Annotated in this window: 25 protein-coding genes and 3 tRNA genes; 12 read left to right on the top strand and 16 right to left on the bottom strand. The window is 68.0% G+C overall.

Going from position 1 to position 23,910, the window contains the following annotated elements:
- The first annotated feature begins 19 nt into the window (after positions 1 to 19).
- Positions 20 to 1,606: an amidophosphoribosyltransferase gene (gene purF, locus FGL98_RS00730; RefSeq protein ID WP_146314737.1), complete on the top strand. Its 1,587-nt coding sequence runs from the start codon at positions 20 to 22 to the stop codon at positions 1,604 to 1,606.
- Positions 1,607 to 1,697: 91 nt separating this feature from the next.
- Positions 1,698 to 2,813 carry a phosphoribosylformylglycinamidine cyclo-ligase gene (gene purM, locus FGL98_RS00725; RefSeq protein ID WP_146314736.1) on the top strand — a complete coding sequence of 372 codons (1,116 nt, stop codon included), beginning with the start codon at positions 1,698 to 1,700 and terminating at the stop codon, positions 2,811 to 2,813.
- Between the two features lie 87 nt (positions 2,814 to 2,900).
- Here the strand turns inward: purM and FGL98_RS00720 are convergent, their stop codons facing one another.
- Together FGL98_RS00720 and FGL98_RS00715 are read right to left on the bottom strand one after the other, a co-directional pair.
- Positions 2,901 to 3,101, bottom strand: coding sequence for a DUF3073 domain-containing protein (locus tag FGL98_RS00720; RefSeq protein ID WP_146314735.1), 201 nt, complete (start codon positions 3,099 to 3,101; stop codon positions 2,901 to 2,903).
- A gap of 212 nt (positions 3,102 to 3,313) precedes the next feature.
- A complete protein-coding gene (locus tag FGL98_RS00715; protein WP_146314734.1) occupies positions 3,314 to 3,670 on the bottom strand; it encodes a hypothetical protein in 357 nt (118 codons plus the stop codon).
- Positions 3,671 to 3,812: 142 nt separating this feature from the next.
- Between FGL98_RS00715 and FGL98_RS00710 the strand changes: the two genes are divergently transcribed.
- Entirely contained in the window at positions 3,813 to 4,253 is a 441-nt protein-coding gene (locus tag FGL98_RS00710; RefSeq protein ID WP_146314733.1) for an ATP-binding cassette domain-containing protein, read from the top strand.
- A 139-nt stretch (positions 4,254 to 4,392) separates the two neighbouring features.
- Entirely contained in the window at positions 4,393 to 4,671 is a 279-nt protein-coding gene (locus FGL98_RS25705; RefSeq protein ID WP_281289137.1) for an ABC transporter permease, read from the top strand.
- A gap of 58 nt (positions 4,672 to 4,729) precedes the next feature.
- Here the strand turns inward: FGL98_RS25705 and FGL98_RS00700 are convergent.
- The 4 genes from FGL98_RS00700 to FGL98_RS00685 all read right to left on the bottom strand — a co-directional run bounded on the left by FGL98_RS00700 (position 4,730) and on the right by FGL98_RS00685 (position 6,166).
- Positions 4,730 to 4,802 (bottom strand) — tRNA-Phe (locus FGL98_RS00700).
- A 63-nt stretch (positions 4,803 to 4,865) separates the two neighbouring features.
- Positions 4,866 to 4,942: transfer RNA gene (locus FGL98_RS00695), tRNA-Asp, on the bottom strand.
- A gap of 15 nt (positions 4,943 to 4,957) precedes the next feature.
- Positions 4,958 to 5,030, bottom strand: a tRNA-Glu gene (locus FGL98_RS00690).
- Between the two features lie 104 nt (positions 5,031 to 5,134).
- Positions 5,135 to 6,166, bottom strand: coding sequence for a PHP domain-containing protein (locus tag FGL98_RS00685; protein ID WP_146314732.1), 1,032 nt, complete (start codon positions 6,164 to 6,166; stop codon positions 5,135 to 5,137).
- A gap of 53 nt (positions 6,167 to 6,219) precedes the next feature.
- Here FGL98_RS00685 and FGL98_RS00680 point away from each other — a divergent pair, with 53 nt between their 5' ends.
- Positions 6,220 to 6,687: a hypothetical protein gene (locus FGL98_RS00680; protein WP_146314731.1), complete on the top strand. Its 468-nt coding sequence runs from the start codon at positions 6,220 to 6,222 to the stop codon at positions 6,685 to 6,687.
- 124 nt (positions 6,688 to 6,811) lie between these two features.
- Here the strand turns inward: FGL98_RS00680 and FGL98_RS00675 are convergent, their stop codons facing one another.
- Genes FGL98_RS00675 through FGL98_RS00665 form a run of 3 tightly spaced genes read right to left on the bottom strand, consistent with a single transcriptional unit; the run spans position 6,812 to position 9,561 of the window.
- The gene (locus FGL98_RS00675; RefSeq protein WP_146314730.1) at positions 6,812 to 7,765 is read right to left on the bottom strand and encodes a threo-3-hydroxy-L-aspartate ammonia-lyase; all 954 of its coding nucleotides are present in this window, start codon (positions 7,763 to 7,765) and stop codon (positions 6,812 to 6,814) included.
- On the bottom strand, positions 7,762 to 8,310 hold the full coding sequence (locus FGL98_RS00670; protein ID WP_146314729.1) for a hypothetical protein: 549 nt from the start codon (positions 8,308 to 8,310) through the stop codon (positions 7,762 to 7,764). Before FGL98_RS00670 ends, FGL98_RS00675 begins: the two co-directional genes overlap by 4 nt.
- Before the next feature lie 9 nt (positions 8,311 to 8,319).
- Entirely contained in the window at positions 8,320 to 9,561 is a 1,242-nt protein-coding gene (locus FGL98_RS00665; protein ID WP_146314728.1) for an MFS transporter, read from the bottom strand.
- 218 nt (positions 9,562 to 9,779) lie between these two features.
- Between FGL98_RS00665 and FGL98_RS25160 the strand changes: the two genes are divergently transcribed.
- A complete protein-coding gene (locus FGL98_RS25160; RefSeq protein WP_186525894.1) occupies positions 9,780 to 9,941 on the top strand; it encodes a hypothetical protein in 162 nt (53 codons plus the stop codon).
- Positions 9,942 to 10,018: 77 nt separating this feature from the next.
- On the opposite strand, the gene FGL98_RS00660 is transcribed toward FGL98_RS25160, so the two are convergent.
- Entirely contained in the window at positions 10,019 to 10,366 is a 348-nt protein-coding gene (locus FGL98_RS00660; RefSeq protein WP_146314727.1) for a nuclear transport factor 2 family protein, read from the bottom strand.
- A 117-nt stretch (positions 10,367 to 10,483) separates the two neighbouring features.
- On the opposite strand from FGL98_RS00660, the gene FGL98_RS00655 reads away from it, so the two are divergent.
- Both FGL98_RS00655 and FGL98_RS00650 read left to right on the top strand, forming a co-directional pair.
- Positions 10,484 to 11,023, top strand: coding sequence for a hypothetical protein (locus FGL98_RS00655; protein ID WP_146314726.1), 540 nt, complete (start codon positions 10,484 to 10,486; stop codon positions 11,021 to 11,023).
- 300 nt (positions 11,024 to 11,323) lie between these two features.
- On the top strand, positions 11,324 to 11,560 hold the full coding sequence (locus FGL98_RS00650; RefSeq protein ID WP_146314725.1) for a hypothetical protein: 237 nt from the start codon (positions 11,324 to 11,326) through the stop codon (positions 11,558 to 11,560).
- Positions 11,561 to 11,996: 436 nt separating this feature from the next.
- On the opposite strand, the gene FGL98_RS26635 is transcribed toward FGL98_RS00650, so the two are convergent.
- From FGL98_RS26635 to FGL98_RS00640, 3 genes are read right to left on the bottom strand one after another with little or no spacing between them, the layout of a single operon-like run.
- Entirely contained in the window at positions 11,997 to 12,908 is a 912-nt protein-coding gene (locus FGL98_RS26635) for a glycerol-3-phosphate dehydrogenase/oxidase (protein WP_281289136.1), read from the bottom strand.
- Positions 12,856 to 13,542: an FAD-dependent oxidoreductase gene (locus FGL98_RS26630; protein ID WP_281289135.1), complete on the bottom strand. Its 687-nt coding sequence runs from the start codon at positions 13,540 to 13,542 to the stop codon at positions 12,856 to 12,858. Before FGL98_RS26630 ends, FGL98_RS26635 begins: the two co-directional genes overlap by 53 nt.
- A complete protein-coding gene (locus FGL98_RS00640; protein ID WP_146314724.1) occupies positions 13,539 to 14,129 on the bottom strand; it encodes a TetR/AcrR family transcriptional regulator in 591 nt (196 codons plus the stop codon). Before FGL98_RS00640 ends, FGL98_RS26630 begins: the two co-directional genes overlap by 4 nt.
- A gap of 18 nt (positions 14,130 to 14,147) precedes the next feature.
- On the opposite strand from FGL98_RS00640, the gene FGL98_RS00635 reads away from it, so the two are divergent.
- The 4 genes from FGL98_RS00635 to FGL98_RS00620 all read left to right on the top strand — a co-directional run bounded on the left by FGL98_RS00635 (position 14,148) and on the right by FGL98_RS00620 (position 18,364).
- The gene (locus tag FGL98_RS00635; protein ID WP_146314723.1) at positions 14,148 to 15,734 is read left to right on the top strand and encodes an FAD-binding oxidoreductase; all 1,587 of its coding nucleotides are present in this window, start codon (positions 14,148 to 14,150) and stop codon (positions 15,732 to 15,734) included.
- Between the two features lie 76 nt (positions 15,735 to 15,810).
- Positions 15,811 to 16,677, top strand: a complete 867-nt coding sequence (locus FGL98_RS00630; protein WP_222431939.1) for a diacylglycerol/lipid kinase family protein — start codon at positions 15,811 to 15,813, stop codon at positions 16,675 to 16,677.
- A gap of 53 nt (positions 16,678 to 16,730) precedes the next feature.
- A complete protein-coding gene (locus tag FGL98_RS00625; RefSeq protein WP_146314722.1) occupies positions 16,731 to 17,045 on the top strand; it encodes a DUF1330 domain-containing protein in 315 nt (104 codons plus the stop codon).
- 101 nt (positions 17,046 to 17,146) lie between these two features.
- The gene (locus FGL98_RS00620) at positions 17,147 to 18,364 is read left to right on the top strand and encodes an MFS transporter (RefSeq protein ID WP_222431938.1); all 1,218 of its coding nucleotides are present in this window, start codon (positions 17,147 to 17,149) and stop codon (positions 18,362 to 18,364) included.
- A gap of 11 nt (positions 18,365 to 18,375) precedes the next feature.
- On the opposite strand, the gene FGL98_RS00615 is transcribed toward FGL98_RS00620, so the two are convergent.
- From FGL98_RS00615 to treY, 3 genes are read right to left on the bottom strand one after another with little or no spacing between them, the layout of a single operon-like run.
- Positions 18,376 to 19,707, bottom strand: coding sequence for an alpha-amylase family glycosyl hydrolase (locus FGL98_RS00615; RefSeq protein ID WP_146314721.1), 1,332 nt, complete (start codon positions 19,705 to 19,707; stop codon positions 18,376 to 18,378).
- A complete protein-coding gene (gene treZ / locus FGL98_RS00610) occupies positions 19,704 to 21,449 on the bottom strand; it encodes a malto-oligosyltrehalose trehalohydrolase (RefSeq protein ID WP_146314720.1) in 1,746 nt (581 codons plus the stop codon). The genes FGL98_RS00615 and treZ overlap by 4 nt, the downstream gene beginning before the upstream one ends.
- Positions 21,446 to 23,854: a malto-oligosyltrehalose synthase gene (gene treY, locus FGL98_RS00605; protein ID WP_146314719.1), complete on the bottom strand. Its 2,409-nt coding sequence runs from the start codon at positions 23,852 to 23,854 to the stop codon at positions 21,446 to 21,448. The genes treZ and treY overlap by 4 nt, the downstream gene beginning before the upstream one ends.
- Between the last annotated feature and the right edge of the window lie 56 nt (positions 23,855 to 23,910).

Here is a 23,910-nt window from a genome sequence, read left to right as displayed (position 1 = left end):
TTCGTGCGAGGATAGGGCCGTGGCGCGCGGTGACGGACGACTTTCCCACGACCTCGATCCCAACGACAAGGGCCCGCAGGATGCCTGCGGTGTCTTCGGCGTGTGGGCCCCCGGCGAAGATGTCGCCAAGCTGACCTACTTCGGTCTCTATGCCCTGCAGCACCGTGGGCAGGAGTCCGCCGGCATTGCCACCAGCGACGGCCACAGCATCCTGGTCTACAAGGACATGGGGCTGGTGTCGCAGGTATTCGACGAGGGTGCCCTGAACTCGCTGCGCGGCCATATCGCGGTCGGTCACACGCGCTACTCCACCACCGGTGGTAGCACCTGGGAGAACGCCCAGCCGACGCTCGGTGGCAGCGACCACGGTACTGTCGCCCTTGCACACAACGGCAACCTGATCAACACCCTTGCGCTGCGCGAGATGGTGCAGGACCGCCTTCGCGGACGCACGTCGCGAGGTGAACTGGCTCGCGGCAACACGTCGGACACAGCCCTGGTCACCACCCTGCTGGCCGAGGACCCGGATCGGTCCATCGAGGACGCCGCGATGAAGGTCCTCCCCTTGATCGAGGGTGCGTTCTGCTTCGTCTTCATGAACGAGGGAACGCTGTATGCCGCGCGGGACGCCTACGGCGTGCGTCCCCTGGCCCTGGGCCGGTTGGAACGCGGCTGGGTCGTCGCCTCGGAGACCGCCGCCCTGCAGACCATCGGGGCCAGCGTCATCCGCGAGGTCGAACCAGGAGAGCTGATCGCCATCGACGAGGACGGACTGCGCTCGCGCAAGTTCGCCGAGCCCAAGCCGAAGGGCTGCGTGTTCGAGTTCGTCTACCTGGCCCGACCGGACGCGGTGATCCGCGACCGCGTCGTGCACGAGGCGCGGGTGGAGATGGGCCGCATCCTCGCCCGAGAGCACCCGGTCGACGCCGACATGGTCATCGGCGTGCCCGAGTCCGGCGTGCCGGCCGCGACCGGCTATGCGCAGGAGTCCGGGATCCCCTACGCGCAGGGGTTCGTCAAGAACGCCTACGTCGGCCGCACCTTCATCCAGCCGAGCCAGACTCTGCGTCAGCTCGGTATCCGGCTGAAGCTCAACCCGCTGGAGCACGCCATCCGCGGCAAGCGCATCGTCGTCATCGACGACTCGATCGTGCGCGGCAACACCCAGCGCGCGCAGGTGCGGATGCTGCGTGAGGCGGGCGCTGCCGAGATCCACGTGCGCATCTCCAGCCCACCGATCCAGTGGCCGTGTTTCTATGGCATCGACTTCGCGAGCCGTGCGGAGCTGGTCGCCGCCGGACTGGAGGTCGAGGAGATCCGGGCCTCGATCGGCGCCGACTCGCTGGGTTATATCTCGAAGGACGGCATGGTCGCGGCGACGCGGCAACCTCCGACCGAGCTGTGCACCGCGTGCTTCACCGGCAGCTATCCCATTGCACTGCCCGAGGACGGCAAGGTCGGCAAGCATGTGCTGGAGACGCTGCCCATCGAAGTGCGGACCGGGCACGACTCCTCTATCGAGCACACTGCGGAGGACCGCAAGGACGCCGAAGGGGTATCGGTCGGCCTGTCCGGCGGCGCCCAGAACGCGCTGCTGCACCCCTGAACACCACTTAGAACACGAGGACCCTCATGTGCGCTGCCCCACAAAGTTCTCCGCTCGCAAGCTCGCTCCAATACTTCGAGGGGACCCCAGCATGAACGCCACCCCGATCACGTATGCCGGTGCCGGAGTCGACGTCGAGGCGGGCGACAAGGCGGTCGAGCTGATGAAGGCGTCGGTGCGGCGGGCCCAGCGCCCCGAGGTGCTCGGCGGCCTTGGCGGGTTCGCCGGACTCTTCGACGCGTCCGTGCTGGCGCGGATGGCGCACCCGGTGCTCGCGACCTCGACCGACGGGGTCGGTACGAAAGTGGCGATCGCGCAGGCGATGGACAAGCACGACACGATCGGTTTCGACCTGGTCGGCATGGTCGTCGATGACATCGTCGTATGCGGTGCCGAGCCGTTGTTCATGACCGACTACATCGCGACCGGGCGGGTGGTCCCCGAGCGGATTGCCTCGGTCGTCAGCGGTATCGCGGCGGCGTGTGAGCAGGCCGGAGTGGCGCTGGTCGGTGGGGAGACCGCGGAGCATCCCGGGCTGTTGGAACCAGACGAGTACGACGTGGCCGGTGCGGCCACCGGTGTGGTGGAGCACGCCGATCTGCTGACCCCGGACCGGGTCCAGCCGGGTGATGTGCTGCTAGGGCTGGAGTCGTCCGGTCTGCACGCCAACGGGCTGTCGCTCGTGCGCGCAATCGCCTTATCCGCCGGCTGGGCGTGGGACCGTGAGGTTCCGGAGCTGGGTGGCACCTTCGGCGAGGCGGTGCTGACCCCGACCCGTGTCTACGCCGCGGACCTGCTGCGGCTGCTGCGCACTGACGGGATCGACGTGCACGCCCTGTCGCACGTGACCGGCGGCGGGCTGGCGGCCAACACGGCCCGCGTGCTGCCGCGGGGAGTGACGGCAGTGATCGACCGCGGGACCTGGATGCCGGCCCCGATCTTCACCCTGCTGCAGGGTCTTGGGCGGGTGCCTCAACCGGACCTGGAGCGCACGCTAAACATGGGCGTGGGGTTTGTGGCGGTGCTGCCCGCGGACCAGGCGGACCTGGCCGTGGAGGTGCTGCGCGAGTTGCAGCTGCCCGCCTGGGTCATGGGGCAGGTCGTCAAGAACTCGGCCGTCGATGTAACGGCGGCACCGGTGATCAGTGGTGCAAAGGGCGTCACCGCAGGAGGAGCGCAACTCCTGAATTCCTACCGCGCGCGGTAGAGCCTACGGGTGCAAAACCCGGGTTCGGGAAGGTCGTGACATGGGTCGGTGAGGTGCCGACTGAGCGGACACCTCACCGAGAGGGCGTCAGTTGTCGCCCGACGCCCACTTGGCGTAGTCGCCATACTCGTCGTCGCGCTGCTCATCTGCGGGAGACTTGTCGGCCTCCCGTGGTGGCTGGCTGGAGCGCAGCTCGCGTTCCAGCGCATTGAGGTCAGTGTCGGGAGAGAAATACTTCAACTCCCGGGCAACCTTGGTCTGCTTGGCTTTGGCCCGGCCGCGCCCCATGGCGAGACCCCCTCATGTGTTTTGCCAGGGCGCCGGACGGTCCATCGTGCGCAGGTCGCCGAACTCGGCAATCTGACGCAGAAGAAGCACCGTCGGGGACCCTGGGATCTCGATTTCTGTCGTGTCACCAACGGTACCTCAGCCGACCGGCTTTCGATGCATCGCCCGGGCCGGGTCTATTCAAATTTGTGACCGGGTGGCGGATTTCCGGACTATTCGTGCTCGTCATCGGTGAGTCGGTGGCGAGCGACGAGCGCCCCGCCGCCGATGAGGACGAGTGAGAGCACTGCCGCGCCGGTGATCAGACCCGGCTGGTTGTTCGTCGCGTTCGTGGGGGTCTGCTGGGTCGGCACGGCCGTGCTGGTCGCTGCGGAGGTGCGCACGATGCGGTTTGTCGACGGGCCCTGGCCGGCCCGTCCTAGGGTTTGCCGGGCCGAGATGCTGGAGGCGGGACTGCTCGGTGAGCCGGTGGCCGCCATCGCGCTCGAGGTCCCCACGAGCCAGCACAGGCCGACACCCACGAGGGTGAGCAGGGCAGTCACGTGCCGTGGCACTCGCACCGAAGTCATGGGCTCTATTCTGCGGCGTGGCCGCCCAGGGGTCACATCGACCCGCTTGCGGCGGGCGGCGGCGCCGCCACCTTCAGCGTGACCATCGTGCTACCGGCAGACTGCGCAGAACCTTGCATCCTTCTACCCCGATCCGCTGCCGGTGGACGAGCTCATCGACATGATCGGGCTCACAGCACGGGCCGCGGAGAAGACGGAGAATCTCTCCGGCGGGCAGAATCGGCGGCTCGACGTCGCCGTCGGTGTCATCGGCGATCCGGTACCGCGCCGGGAGGCGTGGGAGCTGGTGCGCTTCGGGCAACCGTGGGACGACCACCGTCCCTACGACGCACGACCTGGACAAGGTGGAGGCGCCGGAAGCCTGTGCCGCGATCATCGTCACGGGGCGCATCATCGAGGTCGGCACCATCGCGCGGAGCTGACCGACAGTGGCAGCCGCGAGGCACATGTTGCGTTCACCGTTCGGGAGCGGCTGCGCGGCACGCCACCGGAGCTGCCGGGGTTCGGCGTGGTGCGGCCGCCCCTGGAAGACACCTACTTCGCGTTGGTGCACGAGCAGGACTCGACCGCCGGGGGCGAATAGCCGATGGCCACATCAGAAGCCGCATCGCAGACCGGTGGCCAGGTGAGGCAACAAGGAGTAGGCGCACGGTCCGGGACCCTGTGGAGCGCAACCGTGGCGCTGTCCAGGAACGAGCTGCTGGCAGAGCGCCGCAGCGCCGATGGTGACGCCGGTGTTCACCGCACTGCAGTTCATCTCGGGGGTGTTCTTTCCGTTCAACCAGCTGCCGGCTTGGATGCAGTTGCTTGAAGCGAGCTTCCCGCTGAAGTGGATGGCCCAGGGCCTGCGCTCGGTGTTCGTGCCGCCGGAGCTGGTCGCGCTCGAGCCGGCGCACAGCTGGGAACTGGGCCGGGTAGCGATCTTCCTGCTGCTGTGGGCGGTTGGTCGACTGGTTGTCGTGATGCGCACCTTCGCGTGGCGCGGCCCGCGAGTTATGTAGGTCGACCATGATGAAGGGGCCTCACCGCGTCGCGGTGAGGCCCCTTCGGCTGTTCCGGTGGCCAGAGACGGGTTTGAACCGCCGACCTAACGATTTTCAGTCGTTCGCTCTACCAACTGAGCTATCTGGCCCTACGTAACAGTCCACTCACCATACAGGCGGGGGTCCCTGAAGAACCCCCGCCTGAGGTGAGCTGGCGACCCCGACGGGACTCGAACCCGCGACCTCCGCCGTGACAGGGCGGCGCGCTAACCAACTGCGCTACGGGGCCTTGCGGCCTTGCGTGTATCCCCAACGGGATTCGAACCCGTGCTGCCGCCGTGAAAGGGCGGTGTCCTAGGCCGCTAGACGATGGGGACCTATCTCTCGACAGGCCCTCACCAGGGCGACCAGTTCGGATCCGTCGTGGACTCGCAAACTATATGCGAGGACCCACCGAATAATCAAAACGGGTCCGTTTGCCTCATCCCGATGCCGGTCTGGCCCACTCCACGAGGCGTTCTGCGGGCCAGGTGTTGATGATCCGTTCCGGCGGTATGCCGTGCCGTTGCGCGCGCTCGCAGCCGTACTGGACGAAGTCCAGCTGGCCGGGCGCGTGGGCATCACTGTCGATGGAAAAGAGGCAACCGGCCGCCATCGCCTCCAGCAGCAGGTCGTCGGGCGGGTCCTGGCGTTCGGGTCGGGAGTTGATCTCCACCGCGACGTCATGCTCCACGCAGGCGGCGAAGATGGCCGCAGAGTCGAAGTCCGACTGGGGGCGCGTGCCGCGCGTGCCCTCGACGAGCCGGCCGGTGCAGTGGCCGAGGACATTCGTCCAGCGGTTCTCGACCGCTCCCAGCATCCGTTTGGTCATTGTCGACCGGCTGGCGCGCAGCTTCGAGTGTACCGAGGCGACCCGCAGGTCGAGGCGCGCGAGCATGGCCTCGGTCTGGTCGATGCGCCCGTCCTCGAGGATGTCGGCCTCGATGCCCTTCAGCAGACGGAATCCGCCCTCGAAGTGCTCGTTGATGGTGTCGACCAGGTCCAGTTGCTTGCCCAGGCGCTGGGCGGTCAGGCCGTGCGCGACCTTGAGGTTGGGGGAGTGATCGGTGAGCACAAGGTATTCGTGGCCGAGATCGACTGCGGTGGCAACCATCTCGGGCACGGGAGAGCCTCCATCACTCCAGTCGGAGTGGCAGTGGCAGTCCCCGCGAAGCGCCGCGCGGATCGAGTGACCGCCGTCGACGAGTGGCCCGGCGGACTTCTCCTCGAGGGTCTCGAGATACTCCGGCAGATCGCCTGTCAGGCACTCGAGGATGACTCTCGCCGTGGACGACCCGATGCCGGCCAGCTCGGTGAGAGTGCCCGCGTCGGCGCGCTGCCGGAGCTCGGCCCGCGGCGTGTGGGTGACCGTATCGGCGGCCTGCCGGAAGGCCTTCACCCGGTAGGTACCGGCGCGTGAGCGCTCCAGGAGGAACGCTATGCGGCGGAGTGCGTCGACGGGTTCTGTGCCCACGGCACCACCTTGCCAGCCGAAGCCTGGTTGCGCGACCGATAGGGTCGGTTGCCATGAGGACGTGGCTCATTCCGGCGCTGCTGGTCGCCGGCGTGCTCTGGGCATGGTGGGCGAAGCGCAGGATGCAGGAGAGGCATCTGCGGATGCTGATCGGCGGAGCGCGCGGCAGCGCGTCGCGGGCGCACGCCGTCACGGTCGGCACCGAGCTGACGGCTGCCATCGTCGCGACGGCGGCCGTGGTGCTGGCGTTTGTGGCACAGGGCGTCCTTGGCTGGTGGTGGGCTCGAATCCTCCTGTCACTGCTCGTTATGGTGCTCTACGTGCCCTATACGATGACGCTCGCGCAGGTGCGGGTGAAGCTGAAGGTGCGCAAACCTCCGGAGCAGCGAATGGTGGAGATTGGTGCGGCCCCGGATGTCGCGCAAGCGATCGCTCGAGCCGGTAGGCCGTTCGCCTACTACGGGTCGCTCCTGCTGCCGGCGGCGGTGCTGGCCTTCTTCTGGCATCTGTTCGGTCACTGATCAACCCGTCGAGTGGAGTAGAAACACGTCGAGTGGAGTACAAATTTGTGCTCCACTCGACGTGTTCCACTCGACGCTTATGTGCTCCACTCGACGGGAGGCGTCGGGTGTATGAGGGTGAGCCTCAGGCGATCAGCCGGCCGAAGGCGGTCAGATCGACGTTGCCACCGGACAAAATGACGCCCACCCGTTTGCCGGCAAGCCGTGCGGCGCCGTGCCGTGCCGCGGCATATCCCAACGCACCGGTGGGCTCGACGACCAGCTTCATCGTCTGCGCGAGCGAGCGCATGGCCTCGACAAGCTGATCGTCGGTCGCAAGCCAGACGGTCTCGACGAGCTCACTCATGATGGCGAACGGCAGGTCACCGATGGCAGTGGTGCGGGCGCCGTCGGCGAGCGTCTCCGGAGTCGGGATCGTGACAATGTGCCCTGAAGCCAGCGACTGCTTGGCGTCGTCGCCTGCCGCGGGTTCGACGCCGATCACTGCGGTGCCATGTGCAGCCGCGACGATGGCCGTTCCGGACGTCAGCCCGCCACCACCCAACGGAGAGAGGATGAGGTCAAGCTCGGGCACTTCATCGATGAGCTCCAGCGCCGAGGTACCTTGTCCCGCAATGATTGCCGGGTGGTTGAACGGCGGCAGGAGGATCGCGCCGGTACGTTCTGCGACCTCGCGGGCGATCGCCTCCCGGTCCTCACTCGCGCGGTCATAGGGCACGACCTGCGCCCCGTAGCCGCGTGTTGCGGACAGCTTGGTGCCGGGTGCGTCGGAGGGCATCACGATGGTCGCGGGCATGCCGAGCAGGTGTGCGGCGAGAGCGACTGCCTGTGCGTGGTTGCCCGAGGAGAATGCCACCACGCCCCGGGTCCGCTCGGACTCCGGCAACCCGGAGAGCGCGTTGTAGGCGCCACGGAATTTGAACGCCCCGGCGCGCTGGAGGTTTTCGCACTTGAAGTAGATCGAGCAGCCCAACTCGCCATTGATGCGCGATGAGGTCAGCACCGGTGTCCGGTGCGCGACACCGGCGATGCGCCGAGCGGCCTGCTCGACGTCTGCCAGGGTCGGTATGCGGGTCACGCCCGTTCCGGGGCCGGAGGCTCCTCATGGGGACCGCTGGTCGGCGGCGCGGCGCTCGTGCCGGGCGCGGGCCGCGTTGCTTGCTTCTGCCGTGCGGCGAGCGCCCGCGCAGTGCTGTTCGCCCGCTTGGTGGCGACGTCCTGCGCGGTCTTGACTGCGAAGACCACCCCGACGACGCCGACCGCCATCCAGAGCCGCGGACGTCGGACCCCCTTGCCGACCAGAAAGCCTTCGAGCTTGCGGTCGGCCGCAATGCCGAGGCCCGAGGTGATCAGGCCGAGCCCGCTGGTGGCGATGGCGACGGCGGAGCCGATGGATGCGGCATTCGCGCGACCGCTGACCGGCCTGATACCCAGCGCGGAGTCCTCTCCTTCCCTGCTGGCGAGGTAGACGGCACCTGCGGTTCCGGCGGTGTTCGTCAGGCGCAGGACGTTGCGCGCCCAGCGCGGAAGCCGGGCCGGGCGGGCGAGGGTCATCAGACCGGCGGTCGCGGCGGCCGTGAGGTTTTGGACAGCGGGAGAGCGGAACGCGTTCTGAATCGGCATGCCCCAACTCTACGGGCGGGAGCCCAACGCCGGGGTGGGCACCGGGCGTGGATCCTCGGCGGGTCGCAACGCGCGGCCCGCGAAAGTGGACAGCGTGAGTGCGAGGAGGCCGGCGACCACGGTGACGGCGAAGGCCGGGGTCTCACCGCCGATGTCGGCGAGCCGACCCGCGATGGCGGCGCCCACGGCATACCCCATGCCGGTGGCGGCGGCGAGCAGCGTCATCGCGGCACCGGTGCGGTTCACTGGCGTGATCGACTCACCGAGCGTGAACGTCGTGATCATGTAGGGCGCGACGCACAGCCCGAGGACGAGGAGGACCGGCACCAGGGTGCCGATCGAGTGCACCACCAGCAGGGGCACGGCCAGGACCAGCAGTCCACCGGCGGTGGCGCGCCAGCGAGTCAGGTGACCGATGCTGGCCGGCAGGGCCGCCATGCACAGACCGGCAACCACGCTGCCGACGCCGAGGGTTGCGTGCAGCAGGCCGGCTATGCCCGCGTGGCCGGCATCCGTCGCGATGACGGTGGCGCCGGTCTGCACCGACCCGAAGACCATGCCGATGATCAGCTGAGCACCCGCGAGCACGAACAGGCCAAGGGTCAGCAGCCTGGCGGTCCCGGTTGCGGCGGTGGTTTCCGGGTGGGCCATGCGGGCGGTCGGGTGCAGCGCGAACAGCGTGCCGAAGACGGCCAGGACGACCAGGGCGCCGATCAGGCCCACGGCTGGATCGACGATGGCTGCGAGGATGCCGACCAGCGCCGGGCCGAGGACGAAGGTGGCCTCGTCGGCCGAGCCCTCATAGGAGAATGCGGTGTCGAGCAGGTGCTGCCCTGCGTGGTGGCGTGCGATCACCGGTCGCCAGCGCACCCGCGCGAGCGGACCGACCTGCGGCAGCATCAGACCGGCGCCCGCGGCGGCGAGGGCGGCCCAGCCCCAGCCTGCGCCGGACTCGACAATGAGGACGATGACTCCGAGGCCGGTGGCCCCGGCCAGGGACTGAACGAGCACGACGGGGCGCTGGCCGAGCCGGTCGGCAAGAGACCCGGCGGCGGGTGCGCCGATGGCATTCGCGACTGCGAGGGCACCGGCACAGGTGCCGCCGGCGCCGAAGCTGCCGGTGCGGCTGGCGACGAACATCAGCACGCCCATCTGGCTCATGGCCAGAGGTAGGCGTCCGAGGAAGGCGATGACGACATAGCTCATCCCGGTGAGGGAGAACAGACGTCGGTACGACTGAATGGCTGACACGAGTGACGGGCTCCGGGGTGCGAAAAATCGCGTGACTTCCCACCCAACAGTCACGCCGTAGCCCTGTGCATGGTCAGAGTATCCGGGTCGTGCTGCTGCAGTCGAGCGCCGAACGGAGGATGTGCGCAATCTCACCAGCAGGGGCGTCGGCTACTGCCAACGGTCTCTTGCGCCACCTCGGCTTCGGCACGGCGAGGGGTGGAGACGACAATCGTTAGATGGGGATCGTATCGGCGGCCGCGATCATCATCTTTGGAGCAGTTGGCCTGGGTGTTGTCGTGGTCATCGTCGTGCTGCTTTCTATCGCCTTGCAAGGTGATTCGGATCGTCGACGGTTGGCCAAGGCGCGTCGCGATCAGGACCGGGACGAATCGACGTAAGCTTCCGACGGCGCAGCCGGCGTCGAGGTGGCACCGTTCACCGTGCCTGACGCCGGTGCATCGACGCCGAGGCCTGTTCAATCGGTGGTTTGCACGGTGTAGCGCACCGTCTGCAGACGGATGCCGTCGTCGCCGAATATGAAGGTGTCGATGCCGTCGAGTGCGCGACTGGACGCGGCGACGGCGCTCCACTCGATCAACAAGGCATCGTCCTCGAACACCTGGGTGGGCACGTCCCACTTCGCGTCCGGCAGGTCGGTCAGCAGCGTGGTGAAGCCCTGCCGGACCCCATCCTTGCCGCGAAGGGCGCCCTTCGGGGTGATGAAGATCGCGTCATCGGTGTAGTCGCTCACGATGGCGTCGATATCGCCGGCCATCAGTGCTTCGGCGTGATGGGCGAAGATCTCCCGTGGTGTGCGTGACATCGTGGTTCTCCCGTTCGACGGCGGATAGTTCGTTCAGTCTGGCGGAGCGCTTCGAGCATGTCGATACCTGGTGTTGACTCATCGAAAATGCGCGCGTAACGGACGGCTCCGGAGTGGTTGGCGGCTGCGACCGCGCTGCTGGACCGGGATGCGGGCATCGGGCTGGTGGATACCGACCGGCTCCTGGAGGTCAGCAGCTGGTTGGGGCAGGCGGCGTTCTCGCATGCGAAGACCGACCGGTCCCACCGTGACAAGGCCGGGCTGCTCGACCAGCTCCAGGCCACCCAGGCAGTGGTGAACACCATCAGCGCGGTGCAGCATGTCCGGGTGGGGCGGTACGTGGCGACCACCGAGACTCTCGACCTGGACCTCGGCGCCACCCCAGGCACCATCTCTGACACCACCCCAGGCGCCGGCCGGGACGCTGACGGTCCGGACGGTGCGGGGCCGCGGGAGTGCGCGCACGAACTGGGGCAGGTGGGCGAGTTCGCCGACGTGGACCTGGCACCGGTGATGCTGGGGGCCGATGCAGGCCACCCGCCGCATGGAGGAGGTCGTCGACGCGGTGACCAAGACACCCCGGCTCCTGGATGCGATGGGCGCTGCTGGATGAGATGGGCGCCGGGCGGCTCGACGCGACCCGGGTCGCGCAGGTGACCTGGGAGCCGGCCAGTCCGGTCGAGCAGGTGCTGTCCGATCTGTTGGCCACACTGGGACGACGCCCTGCGAGACCTGATCATCGACCTCGACCACCACGACAACGACGACTGTCGGCGCAGAAAGCAGCGACACAACCGGTGAGTACTTTCCTCGGGCTCGCCGCCACCCGACGATGAGGATCACCCACCGAAGCCAGATCCGCCCGACCCACCGCCACCTGGTGGGCAACGACCACTCTGTCTACCGGATGTGGAGGTCCCCGGGGTCAGGGTGATCTCCGTCGACGCGGTGCAAGGGATGATCCGCTCCCTGGGCACCACCGTGACCCGGGCCCTGGTCGACTGGCACACCGGCACCATCGTGGAGACCGGGGCCAGCACGTACCGGCCGACCGCAGCGGTCCGCCGCCACGTCCTCCTGCGAGACCAGCACTGCAGGCTCCCCGGGAGTGGGGTACCTCCCGCACGGAGCGAACCGAGACGGGGGAGGACCGGGCCGGCGAAGTTCTGCGACATCGACCACGTCACCCCCTGACCCACGCAGCCCGCGAACCTGCAATGCCTGTGCCGACACCACCACCGCGCGAAGCACGAAACCCGCTGGCAGATCACGACGACCCCCGACGGCGCCAGCACCTGGACCAGAACCTCCGGGCGCGAATACACCACCCACCCCGGCACTCTCGACGTCACCGCCGACCTCCACGTCACGTCGGGGCCAGCAACCCAACTAGTCCCTGAATCGTGGGGCCTTCGGCCCAGTCCTCGGCATCGAGGCGTATGACGTTCAGCCTCTCGCCGCAGTGGTGGCCATCGGCGACTCCTGCCGTTGAATGTCGATGACTTCCAATATCGCTCGTGACAGGAACCTCGTGATTCTCACGTTGGCCTACCCCGCGTAGTCGACTGTTGCACGCGGCGAGCGACGTCAGAATTGACCGACACCACTGTCGCGGACCAGGGGTCCAGGTTCACGTCCGGTGTAGGCGGGTCAGGACATCCTGAGCGGCCGCCACCGCGCGGTCACGGTCCGCGGGCACCAGTCCGATGCGCGTGCGCCGGTCCAGCAGATCGTCCACGTCCAAAGCGCCCTCGTGGGTGACGGCGAAGTGGAGCTCCGCAGGCGTGGTCGGCACGGTGTCGGCGATCGGCGCGAGCATCTCCGGGCCCATGCCGGCCGCCACGATCGGCGCCTCCGTGCCGTAGCGGCGCACCAGGCGCGCGGGCGCGGGCACGCTGCGGAGGTTGGCGCGGTCGGCGGCACCGACGAGGGGAAGTTCGGCCGTGACACACGGTCCGGCGGTCAGGTCGTGGTCGCGGACGATGTGGTCGACGGTGTCCTGCGCCATCCGACGGTAGGTGGTCAGTTTGCCGCCGACGATGGTCACCACACCCTCGGATGACGTGAGCACTGCATGGCGGCGCGACAGGTCGGCGCTGGAGCCGTCGGCGTCGATCAGGGGGCGCAGCCCGGCATACATCCCCACGACATCGGAGCGCTGGAGGTCGTGCTCGAGGACCGAGTTGATGGTGTCCAGCAGGAAGTCGATGTCGTGGTTGCCCGGCTCCGGGACGTCGTCCGGATGCCCCTCCACGGGTTCGTCGGTCAGGCCGAGGTAGGTCAGGCCGTCCGGCTGAGGGAGGGTGAAGACGAACCGGCCCATGGTGTCGGGGATCGCGGCGTTGACCACGGCATTGCCTGCACCGAGCGATGCGGAGCGCACCACCAGATGCGTGCCGCGCGAGGGGCGCAGCCGCACCTCGGGCACCAGATCGCCTGCCCAGACGCCGGTCGCGTTCACGACGACCTTCGCCCGGATCGTATGCAGGTCACCGGTGAGCTCGTCGCGCACCTGTGCGCCGTCGCCGGACGCCTGAAGCACGCGGGTGCGAGTGAGGATCCGCGCACCGTGGCCGGCGGCCGTGCGGGCCACCGCGGACGACCAGACGCGCGTCGTCCTCCAGCTGACAGTCCCAGCCGAGGACCGCACCGCGAAGACCGTCTTGTTTCAGCCCCGGGGCAATGGCCAGCGCCGCTGTGCGCGAGATTCGCCGCGGGGGTGGCAGCAGGCTGGACGGGGTGTGGGCGGCGCGGCGCAGCAGATCCCCGGCGGCAAAGGCCGCGAGGTCGAGGAACGCAGCGGTATGACTGGTCGAGCGGGTCAACGGGATGAGCCACGGTATGGGGCGGGTGAGGTGTGGCGCGGTGCGAGTCATCAGAATTCCGCGCTCGACTGCGCTCTCGTGCGCGATGCCAAGTTGGAGTGAGGCTAGGTAGAGCAGGCCGCCGTGGGCGAGCTTGGAGCTCCATCTCGAGGTGCCGAACGCGAGGTCGTGTGCATCGACCGCGACGACAGACAGGCCGCGACTCACGGCGTCCAGTGCGACACCGGCTCCAGTGACGCCCAAGCCGACCACCAGGACGTCCGCGATCTGCTCGCCGGTGGCCAGCTCGAGGTCGCGCTCGCGGCGTGCCGCGTTGAGCCGTGAGTCACCGGTCGTCGGTGGGGTGTTCATGACAGGTAGCCCGTCAGCAACCGTCGCAGTTCGGCGAAGAGATGGTCGACCTGGGCGGGATCTCCGGTGGGCTCGGTCATCGTGTGCGCGGAGAAGACGAAGCCGTAGGCGGTGAGCAGCACGGTGCGTGCGAGCACCCCTGCGTCACCGGGGCGAACCCCGCCTTGCTCCTGGCCGGCGCCGATCGCAGCCCGCAGATTGTCCAGAAAGGCTTCCTGGGTGCGACCACGACGCACCAGCAGGTAGGGCAGGAGCAGTTCCGGGTCCACTTCGACAACCTTGCGGAAGAGCGCGTTCTCTCGCAAGGCTGCTGCGGCCCGGGCGACCTCGCTCGCAATGAACGCAGCCGTCACGTTCTCGCCGTCGACTGCGATGTGATTGCCGCGCATGATGAGCTCGCGGGTCATCAGATCGGCGATCAGCACCTGCATGTCCGGCCACCGCCGGTAGACGGTCATGCGCGAGACACCGGCCCGGCGGGCCACGTCGGTCATGGTGGTGCGGCGCCATCCCACGGCGAGCAGGCACTCGCGTGCGGCATCGAGGAGAACCTCGTCGCCGATGGGACTGTTACGAATGGACGGCATGTGTCACACTCTAACATCATGAGCAACGACATGCACTGGTCACGATGGGGCGACCTCAGCCACGGGGACGATCTACCCGAGAGCGCAATCGGATTGCTGGAGCTGGCATTCGGCGATCTGCGGCCCGTCCGTTCAGCGCGCCTGACGGACGTGCAGCCGCGGCCGGTGCTGCTCGATGACGCGGTGCTCGACGAGCTGCGCAGCCTGCTCGGGGCAGACAACGTGAGCGTCGACCACGAGGTGCGTATTCGGCATACCCGAGGCAAGTCGACCCCGGACCTGCTGGCGATGCGTGCCGGTGACGTGGCCGCCGCGCCCGACGCGGTCCTGAGCCCCGGCACGCACGAGGAGGTGGTTGCCCTGATCGAGATCGCCGGCCACCACCGGATCGCTGTCGTGCCGTATGGCGGAGGCACGTCCGTCGTCGGCGGACTCACCCCGGACGGCGTGGGCGAGAACGGCGTCGTCGCCATCGACCTGTCCCGGCTGGACGCACTGGTTGAGGTCGACGTCGAGTCGAGCACCGCGACCGTTGAGGCCGGCGTGCTCGGTCCACGGGCCGAGGAGCTGCTGGCCGAACACGGCCTGACGCTAGGCCACTTCCCGCAATCGTTCGAATATGCCAGCATCGGCGGATTCGCCGCCACTCGGTCCAGTGGGCAGTCCTCCTCCGGATACGGCAGATTCGACTCAATGGTCGTCGGCCTGAAGGTCGCCACCGCTCGTGGCACCTGGGACCTTGGCACGGCGCCGGCCGGCGCCGCCGGCCCGGACCTGCGTCAGTTGGTTCTGGGTTCCGAGGGTGCGTTCGGCGTCATCACCCAGGTTCGGGTTGCAGTGCGGCGCGCGCCGGAAGTGAAGGCGTATGAGACGTGGCGCTTTCCGTCATTCGCTCAAGGCCGGGATGCATTGCGCAACCTGGTCCAGGACGACCTCAATCCGACGGTCCTGCGACTCTCCGACGAGGCGGAGACCACGCTCAACCTTGCCGATCCGGACTCTGTCGGTGCGGCGGGGGGTGGCGGCGTGCTGATGGTCTGCGGCTACGAGGGCACCGCGGGCCGGGTGCACCGGATGCGCGATGAGGTGTCCGCCCGGCTGGTGAGTCTCGATGGGGTCAGCCAGGGTGATGAAGCGGGGCGGCGTTGGGCCGCAGGGCGATTCGGGGCCCCCTATCTGCGTGATGCGCTCATGGATCGAGGGGTCATCGTGGAGACGTTGGAGACCGCTACCTTCTGGAGCGACATCGAGGCGCTCTACGACGCGGTGAAGGTGGCACTCGAGGAGACTCTGCGGGGCACCGGGGCGACTCCCATCGTGTTGTGCCACATCTCGCACGTCTACCGGACCGGTGCCTCGCTCTACTTCACGGTGGCGTTCGACGGCAATGAGCAGCCGGCCGAGCAGTGGCAGCGGGCCAAGGCGGCGGCCTCGGAGGCGATACGGCGCTGCGGCGCGACCATCACCCATCACCACGCGGTCGGTCGCGACCACCTGCACTGGTATGCGCAGGAGATCGGCCCGATCGGTGTGAGGGCCCTGCGCGCGGTCAAGGCGGCGATGGATCCTGACGGCGTCCTCAACCCGGGAGTCCTCATCCCCTAGACCCCACAGAGCTCGTCCCCCGCCTCGATACTTTGCGGGGACCCGCCCGGCCGTTCACTACTCCATGGAGCCACACATGAGGCGACTGCACCTGATCATCAACCCGCAGGCGAGCGGTGGCCGAGCCGTGCAGCTGGCCGCCCCCGCGATCGCGGCCCTGCGTGCGGCCGGCGCCGACCCGCGGATCACGCACAGCCCGGGTATCACGGCGGCCGACGATCTGGTGCGCGAGTCGGTCGCGGCCGGCGAGACCGTGGTCGCGGTGGGCGGGGACGGCATGGTCAGCTCGCTGGCGGATGCCGTGGTCCGGCATGGTGCGACCTTCGCGATCATGCCGGTCGGACGCGGCAACGACTTCGCCCGTCAGCTCGGCATTCCACCCGATCCGGCACGGCTGGCGACGGTACTGCTCGAAGCAGAGCCGGTGCGCGTCGACGCGATCGAGGTGAGCGGACGAGTCGTCGTGGGCAGCGTGTATGCGGGAGTCGACTCGCAGACCTCCGATCTGGTCAACTCCGTGCAGCGGATCCCCGCCCTGCTGCAGTACCCCTACGGGGCGGTCCGAGCCCTGGCCACGTTCCCCCGGACCGCCTTTCGGGTGACCGTCGATGACGAAGTGCACGAGTACGAGGGGTTCTCGGTGGTCGCTGCGAACTCCGGCTACTACGGCAAAGGCATGCACATCGCACCGGACGCCGGCGTGCACGACGGACTGTTCGACGTGGTCATGATCGCGGCAGGCAACCGGGCCAGATTCATCGCGAACCTCCCACGGGTCTACCGAGGCACCCACGTGACCAGGCCGGAGGTTGCGGTCGTGCGTGGGTCGGTGGTGACGATCGAGGCGGAGGGGGTCCCCGCCTACGCCGACGGCGAGCGGCTGTCCGAGCTTCCGGTGACCGCGACCATGCGCGAGGGCGCCCTGTCCATCCTGACCGGATAGCGTGGTTCCGGTCGCACACACGGTGCGCCACGGGATGCGCGAGGTGAGGTTACATGGCTGCGAAGGGCTACTGGGTCGGGCGGGTCCAGGTGCACGATCAGGACAAGTACGCGAAGTACGTCGAGGCCAGCGCGCCCGCCTACACCCAGTTCGGTGCGCGGTTCCTCGTCCGCGGAGGCAGTTACACCGCCGTCGAAGGTGCGGCCTACGACCGCAACGTGGTGATCGAGTTTCCCGACTACCAGACCGCGATGGACTGCTATCAGAGCGAGGTCTATGGCGCAGCAAAGCTGTTCCGTCAGGCCGGCGCGACGGCGGACATCATCGTCGTCGAGGGGTATGACGGCCCGCAACCGGGAGACTCCTGAACGGTCGGGTTGACTCGAGGGTCAGATGGCGGCTGAGCGCTCGGCAGCGGGGTTCGCTGGCCGGGGGCGGCCGGCCGAGGCGGCAACGGGACAATCGAGGGGTGGACACCGTGCGCAGGGCCAGGCGATGGCGGCTTCCGGCGCTCGTGGGCAGTCACATCGTCGACGACTTCTATCAGGGCGCGGTGCCCGCGATGCTGCCGTTCTTCGTCGCCGAGCGTCACTACGGCTACGTCGCCGCGGCCGGCATCACCCTTGCCGCGACCCTGCTGTCGTCCGTGGTCCAGCCGGTGTTCGGAGTGCTCACCGACCGCCGCCCGATGCCCTGGCTGGTGCCACTCGGCCTGACGACCGCGGGGGTCGGCATCGCGCTGTCCGGCCTCACCTCGTCATACGTCCTGACCTGGTGCGCCATTGCACTCTCCGGTCTCGGAGTCGCCGCCTATCATCCGGAGTCGGCCAGACTTGCCCGTGCAGCGAGTGCGGGAAGCCACGTGGGGATGAGCTGGTTCTCGCTCGGCGGCAACATCGGTTTTGCGCTCGGTCCCATCGTCGTTGCTCCCGTGATGGCGACCATGGGGCTGGGTGGGAGCCCACTGCTGCTGATTCCCGCGCTCGCCATGGGTGTGGCACTGTCGGTCGTGCTGCGCCGGCTGAATGTCGTCAGCAGCAGGCTGCACTCGGCACAACAGGCGTTGCTGGTCGACCAGTGGGGTCAGTTCGGGCGGTTGGTGACGGTGGTCATCATGCGGTCGATTGTCACCTTTGGCCTCAACACGTTCCTCGCGCTGTGGGTCGGCCAGCATCTGCACGCATCGAGCCACCTGCCCGGGGAGGCGGCACTTGCCGTCTACTTCGGGGTGGGCGCGACGGGGACACTGTTCGGTGGGTTCCTGGCGAGCAGGTTCGGCCGGGTGCGAGTCATCCGGATCTCGTATGTCGTGTGCGTGCCCACCATCGCCGGCATCAGCCTCGCGCCGGGCGCCTGGGTCTACCTGTTCATCGCACTTGCCGCGCTGGCGATCTACGTCTCCTTCTCGCTGCACGTCACCTTGGGGCAGGACTACCTGCCCACGCGTGTCGGCACCGCCAGTGGCGTCACGCTCGGTCTCGCGGTCAGTGTCGGCGGCCTGGCGACACCTCTCATCGGGTGGATCGCCACCCTGACGAGCCTGCGCACGGCGTTGCTGATGCTGACTGTGTTGCCGGCGATCTCCTGGGTGGTCTCGGCAGGGATGCGCGAGCCGGCCCAGCTGGTGAGCTCTGACAGGTCCTCGCCGTCGGTCGAGTCACCGGGCAGATCCCACCCGATGGGGTGAGCCGGGCCGGCTCAGTTGGTGCCGAAGATGGCCCATCCGTGTGGCTGCAGGTGGGCGCTCGCGCCTTCTCCGGCCCCCGCCAGGTCGGCTGACCCGGCGAGTAGTCGGGTCCCGCCAGGTGTCGGCACCGTCACCTCGTCATCGGCGAGGCTGAGTGCGACGACCAGCGAGTTATCGTCGTATGCCGAGCGATAGACGAGCTGCTCGTTGGTCAGGTGCAGCTGCTCGACAGTTGCATACGTGAGCCAGCGGTGCCGCCGACGCAGCGCGATCAGCTCCTGATGCAGGCGATAGACCGGCCATCCATCCGGTGCCAGCTCCTCGGGCCTGTCCGGCAGGGCCGGGCGGATGGCGTCATCCCCACCGAACCGCTCCTCCTTCAGACCCTCGAATGCCTGCTCGTCGCCGTAGTAGACCGCCGGTGTGCCGCCAACCGTGGTGAGCACGACCAGCGCATGCGCCAGGTGCTCAGGTTGGGTGAGCTGGGTCGCGAGACGGGTCACGTCGTGGTTGCCGACGAACGTCCACGGCAGGAACGACTCCACCAGGGTGTTGTGTCGGCCGAGTGCATGGTCGAGCTCGAACAGGTTGCGGTCGTTGACGCTGCTCCAGATCGCCTTCCACAGCTCATACTGTGTCACCGCATCCACGCCGGAGGACGTCACGAACTCGCTGTAGTCACCGTGCAGCACCTCGCCCATCACGTAGACATCGGGATGGCGCTCGCGGACACGGGAGAGCACCAGCGACCAGAAGCCGACCGGCACGGCATACGCAGCATCGAGTCGCCAGGCATCGGCACCACGATCGAGCCAGTGGCACATCACGTCGACGACGAGGTCACGCACAGCGGGCTCATCGTGGTTCAGCGTGATCAACGAGTCATGCCCCTCGAAGCTTCGGTAGGCCGGAACCGCTCCAGGCTGGTCACCTGTCGGCCAGGTCAGGTCGAACCAGTCACAGCGACTCGCAGGTGAGCCCTGGGTCAGGACCTCCTGAAATGCCGGGTGTTCCTTGCCGACGTGGTTGAAGACTCCGTCGAGCATCACTCGCAGACCACGACGGTGGCACTCCTCGATCAGTGCATCGAAATCGCTCAGCGTCCCGAGTCGTTCGTCGATCGTGAAGTAGTCGGTCGTGTCATAGCCGTGAGTCATCGAGCGGAAGATCGGGCCGAGCGCAATGCCGTTGGTGCCGAGCTCAACGGCATAGTCGAGCCAGGCCGCCAGGTCCCTGAGCGTATGCCGTGCGCCCCGATCCTGTCCCGTCGTGTCCGCGCCGAGCGCACCGAGTGGATAGACCTGCCACCAGAGGGAGTCCGCGACCCAGGACGGGGTGGTCACGCGGTCGCACCCAGGTCACGCGGCCCGACGACCATCACGCTGTCCGGCGGCAAGGTCACCACGCTCGCCCCCTCGTAGGTGCTCCACCCGGCGTGCACCGCGTCGCCGGCGGCAAGTGCCTGCGAGAACGACTCGTTCGAGAGATTTGCCACGACCGTCCATCGGCCACGGCGAACGGTTAGCCGGCCATTGCACAGGTCGGCTGGTGCGCCACCGAGCGTGCCCTCTCGCAGGTCGGACACGTTGTGACGCAAGTGAATCAGCGTGCGATACCAGGCAAGCAGCTCGCGATGGGTGCCAATCTCGACCTCGTCCCAGCGAAGCTGCGACTGCGCAAGAGTCGACGGTGCCTGTGGATCGGGCACGTCATCGCCCCAGCCATGGGTGGCGAATTCGTCCCGACGACCCTGTGACACGGCGCGCGCGAGCTCCGGGTCCTGGTGGTCGGTGAAGTACTGCCACGGCGTCGACGCGCCCCACTCCTCGCCCATGAAAAGCATGGGCACGTAGGGCGACGTCAGCAGAATCGCTGCGCCGCAAGCGAGTCGGCCCGGGGACACCAGCTGGCTCAGCCGATCGCCACTCGCTCGGTTGCCCACCTGGTCGTGAGTCTGAAGAGACGCCACGAAGCGCCATCCTCTGGTGGTGGCTGGATTGATGGCTCGGCCGTGGTGACGTTGGCGGAAGGAGGACCAGGTGCCGTCGTGGAAGAACGGCGTCGACAGCGTCTTCACGATCGACGGGCCGGCAGCGAAGTCCGCGTAGTAGCCCTGGGACTCACCGGTGAGTAGCACGTGCAGACTGTGGTGCACGTCGTCGGCCCACTGGGCGTGCAGTCCCAGGCCGCCGTGCCCGCTCGGCGCCCGACGCGTAACGGTTGCGGGGTCGTTGCGGTCCGACTCGGCGATCAGCGCAAGCGGTCGACCGAGCTCGTCGGACAGCCGGTCCGTCTCGACAGCGAGCTCCTCGAGGATCGTTGTCGCGCGGTCGTCGAAGAGTGCGTGGACGGCATCGAGCCGAAGCGCGTCCAGGTGAAAGTCGCGAAACCACATGCGTGCGTTGTCAATCAGGTAGGCACGCACCTCGTCACTGTGCGGACCGTCCAGGTTCACGGCCCAGCCCCACGGGGTGCTGTAGCGGTCGGTGAAGTACGGCCCGAACTCCGACAGGTAGTTCCCGCTGGGTCCGAGGTGGTTGTAGACGACGTCGAGGCACACGCCGATTCCCTTGCGGTGGCACGCATCGACGAGTCGTTGGAGCGCGGCCGCGCCACCATACGCAGCGTGCACGGCATACGGATTGACGCCGTCGTATCCCCAGCCTCGGTCGCCCGGGAATGCCGCCACCGGCATCAGCTCGACCATGGTGATGCCGAGCTGAAACAGGTGGTCGAGCCGTTCGATCGCAGCGTCGCAGGTGCCGTCCGGGGTGAAGGTGCCCAGGTGCAGCTCGTAGATGACGGCATCCTGCAGTGGTGCACCGGCCCAGGATCCGTCGGTCCAGTGATGCGCCGCCAGATCGACGACCGCGGAGCGGTCGTGCGGGCCGTCGGGCTGCGACAGCGAGCGCGGGTCGGGGCGCTCATCGCCACCGTCGAGCCGGTAGGCATAGCGGTCACCGGCAGCGGCGTGAACCGGGGCAACCCACCACCCCTGCGACGCCGACCGCATGTCGTGCGAGTCGGACCCGACCTCGAGACTGACGGACTCGGCACGCGGTGCCCAGACGCGGAATGGGGTCATGAGGTCTGCTCCAGCAGGGCGACGGGAAGGTCGGCGAAGATGTCGGCGCATAGCAGCAGCCCGGTGCTGTGGTGCACACGCCCGGTGAGGAGATCGGTCCACACGCCGGCGTCGAGCTCGACGGCTCGGTCCTGCCAGCCGCCCGAGTGAACGAGCCTGGCCGGCGCCCGGGTCACTATGGTTGCCACCGAAATGGGGTCGCCTCGGCCCAGTGCCGCGGCAATTCGGCCGGGTTCGCTGGATCGGATGAAGCCCAGTGCATGCTCGCTGTGGGATGGAAGGGGCGTGTAGCTCGAGCGGCCATCGAACGCGTCCGGACGTCTGCGCCGAAGGTGAAGGGCGGCAGCTGTGACTCGCAGCTTCTCCGCGTCGAGCGACTCTTCGATCGGCGAGGCCAGCAGGGCGCTCAGACGTGCATAGTCGACGGGGCGTCGGTTGTCCGGGTCGACGAGGGCCTGGTTGAGGACCTCCGAGCCCTGATAAGTGTCGGGGACGCCGGGCATGGTGAGCTGAATCAGTTTGGCCCCGAGGACAGTTGCGCGTATGGCTGGGCTGTTGCGTTCCGTTGCATCGACCAGCAGGTCGTGCAGAGCGCCTCGGGACGCCGTCTCGCGCGCGAAGTCGATGACCTGCTGCTCATAGTCCGGGTCGCCGTCCACCCAGGCCGTGTGCTGCTTGGCCTCGCGCAAAGCCTTCTCGAGGTATTCCTCGAGGCGCGTATCGGAGATGTCGCCGACGCCAAGCAGGGTCTGCCAGACCAGGTGCGCGGTCGGTCCGTCGATGCCGGCATCCTGGCCGGCCTTCAGGGCTGCGCTCGACAGCTGCCGCCAGCAGTCCGGGTCCCCGGCCACCGCAAGGATGCGCGCCCGCACGTCCTCACCGCGCTTGGTGTCATGGGTCGACAGCGCCGTCATGGTGTCGGGCCAGTGCTCGAGGTTCCACGATGCCCACTGATGCAGGCTGGCGGGCGAGGACCCGGCAAGGTCGGACGGGTCACTGCCTACCTCATTGAGCGCGGTCAGGCGATGCCATCGGTAGAACGTGGTGTCCTCGACACCCTTTGCCATGACCGGTCCCCAGGTCTGCTGCAACCTGATCCCGAAGTCGGTGGCCGACTCGTCGTCGTCCGCCAGGACGGACAGGGGGATGAGCGCGTCGAGCTCGGCGTGGAGGTCTGGGCGGGCCTTCACCGCCTCGGCGAAGGCGACCCGCAACCGCTCACCGGCCGCGCGCCCGATGCGTTCATCGGGCTGCACGTACGCCCGGTAGACCTCGCCCGCAACCAGCAGCTCGACGACGGCGGCTCGCAGCCGTTCCGGGTCGAGGATCGGCAGAGACTCGCGTGCGCGGCGAGTGAGCCGATCCACCTCGGGCCCGAGTGCCGATGCGACCACCTGACGCTTCGCCGCGTTGACCGCCTGATCGTAGGACGGTTCGCCGCCGCAGGCCTGCCAGGCGACGTCGATCACCTGCGCGTCGTCCGGGTCCACCAAGGCACTCTGGATCGCCTGCAGTGCGTCGTAGCCGGTGGTCCCGGAGCAGTCCCAGGACGACGGCAGGCGCTCCCCGTGCTCGAGGATCTTCTCCACCCAGACCGGTGTGCCGCGCGAGCAGGCGTTCCGCAACCGAGCGAGATATCCCGCGGGATCGGCCAGGCCGTCGGGGTGGTCGATGCGGAAGCCGTCGATGAGGCCGCGGTGGTTCAGATCGAGCAGCAATGCGTGGGTCGCGTCGAAGACCTCTTCGATCTCGACACGCACGGCGATGAGCTCGTCGACCTCGAAGAAGCGGCGGTAGTTGAGCACCTCATCCTTGTCTCGCCAGGAGGCGAGCCGGTAGTGCTGACGCTGCAGCAGGTCTTCGATGTCATCGACATGTTCGGACCCGAGCGCCAGCGGCCACTCGTGGTCGAAGTAGCGCAGGATCGGTTCACCACCAAGCAGATCGCGGCGGATCTCGCCGTCGGCGATCGCCTCGCCGACTGGCTTGCCCAGCACCGGGAGGCCGATCCGACCGCCACCGGCCTTCCAGTCGATGTCGAACCACTCGGCGGAGGTGGCGTCTCTGCCGTCCCGCAGCAGCTCCCAGACCTGCGCGTTGAGGTGCTCGGGGGCGACAAACGCCATGTGGTTGGGGACCACGTCGACCACCACGCCGAGGTCGTGCCGGTGAGCGGTCTCCACGAGGTGTTCGAACCCGTCCAGGCCGCCCAGGTCCTCACTGATCCGACCGTGGTCCACCACGTCATACCCATGCATGGAGCCGGGGGCGGCCTGCAGCACGGGTGAGAGGTAGAGGTGTGAGATGCCGAGATGCTCAAGGTATGGCACCTGTGCGGCGGCATCGGCAAAGGTGAACCCGGCATGCAGCTGAAGGCGGTAGGTGCCGGTGACTGGTCGGGTCATGGTCCCATGATGCATGGTCGGCGTGCCGATGGTGCGCGACCCCGCCGGTCGGTGCA

It is taken from the genome of Leekyejoonella antrihumi (genome assembly GCF_007845645.1).
Lineage (GTDB): Bacteria > Actinomycetota > Actinomycetes > Actinomycetales > Dermatophilaceae > Leekyejoonella > Leekyejoonella antrihumi.
This window is presented reverse-complemented; position numbering and strand designations above follow the sequence as displayed.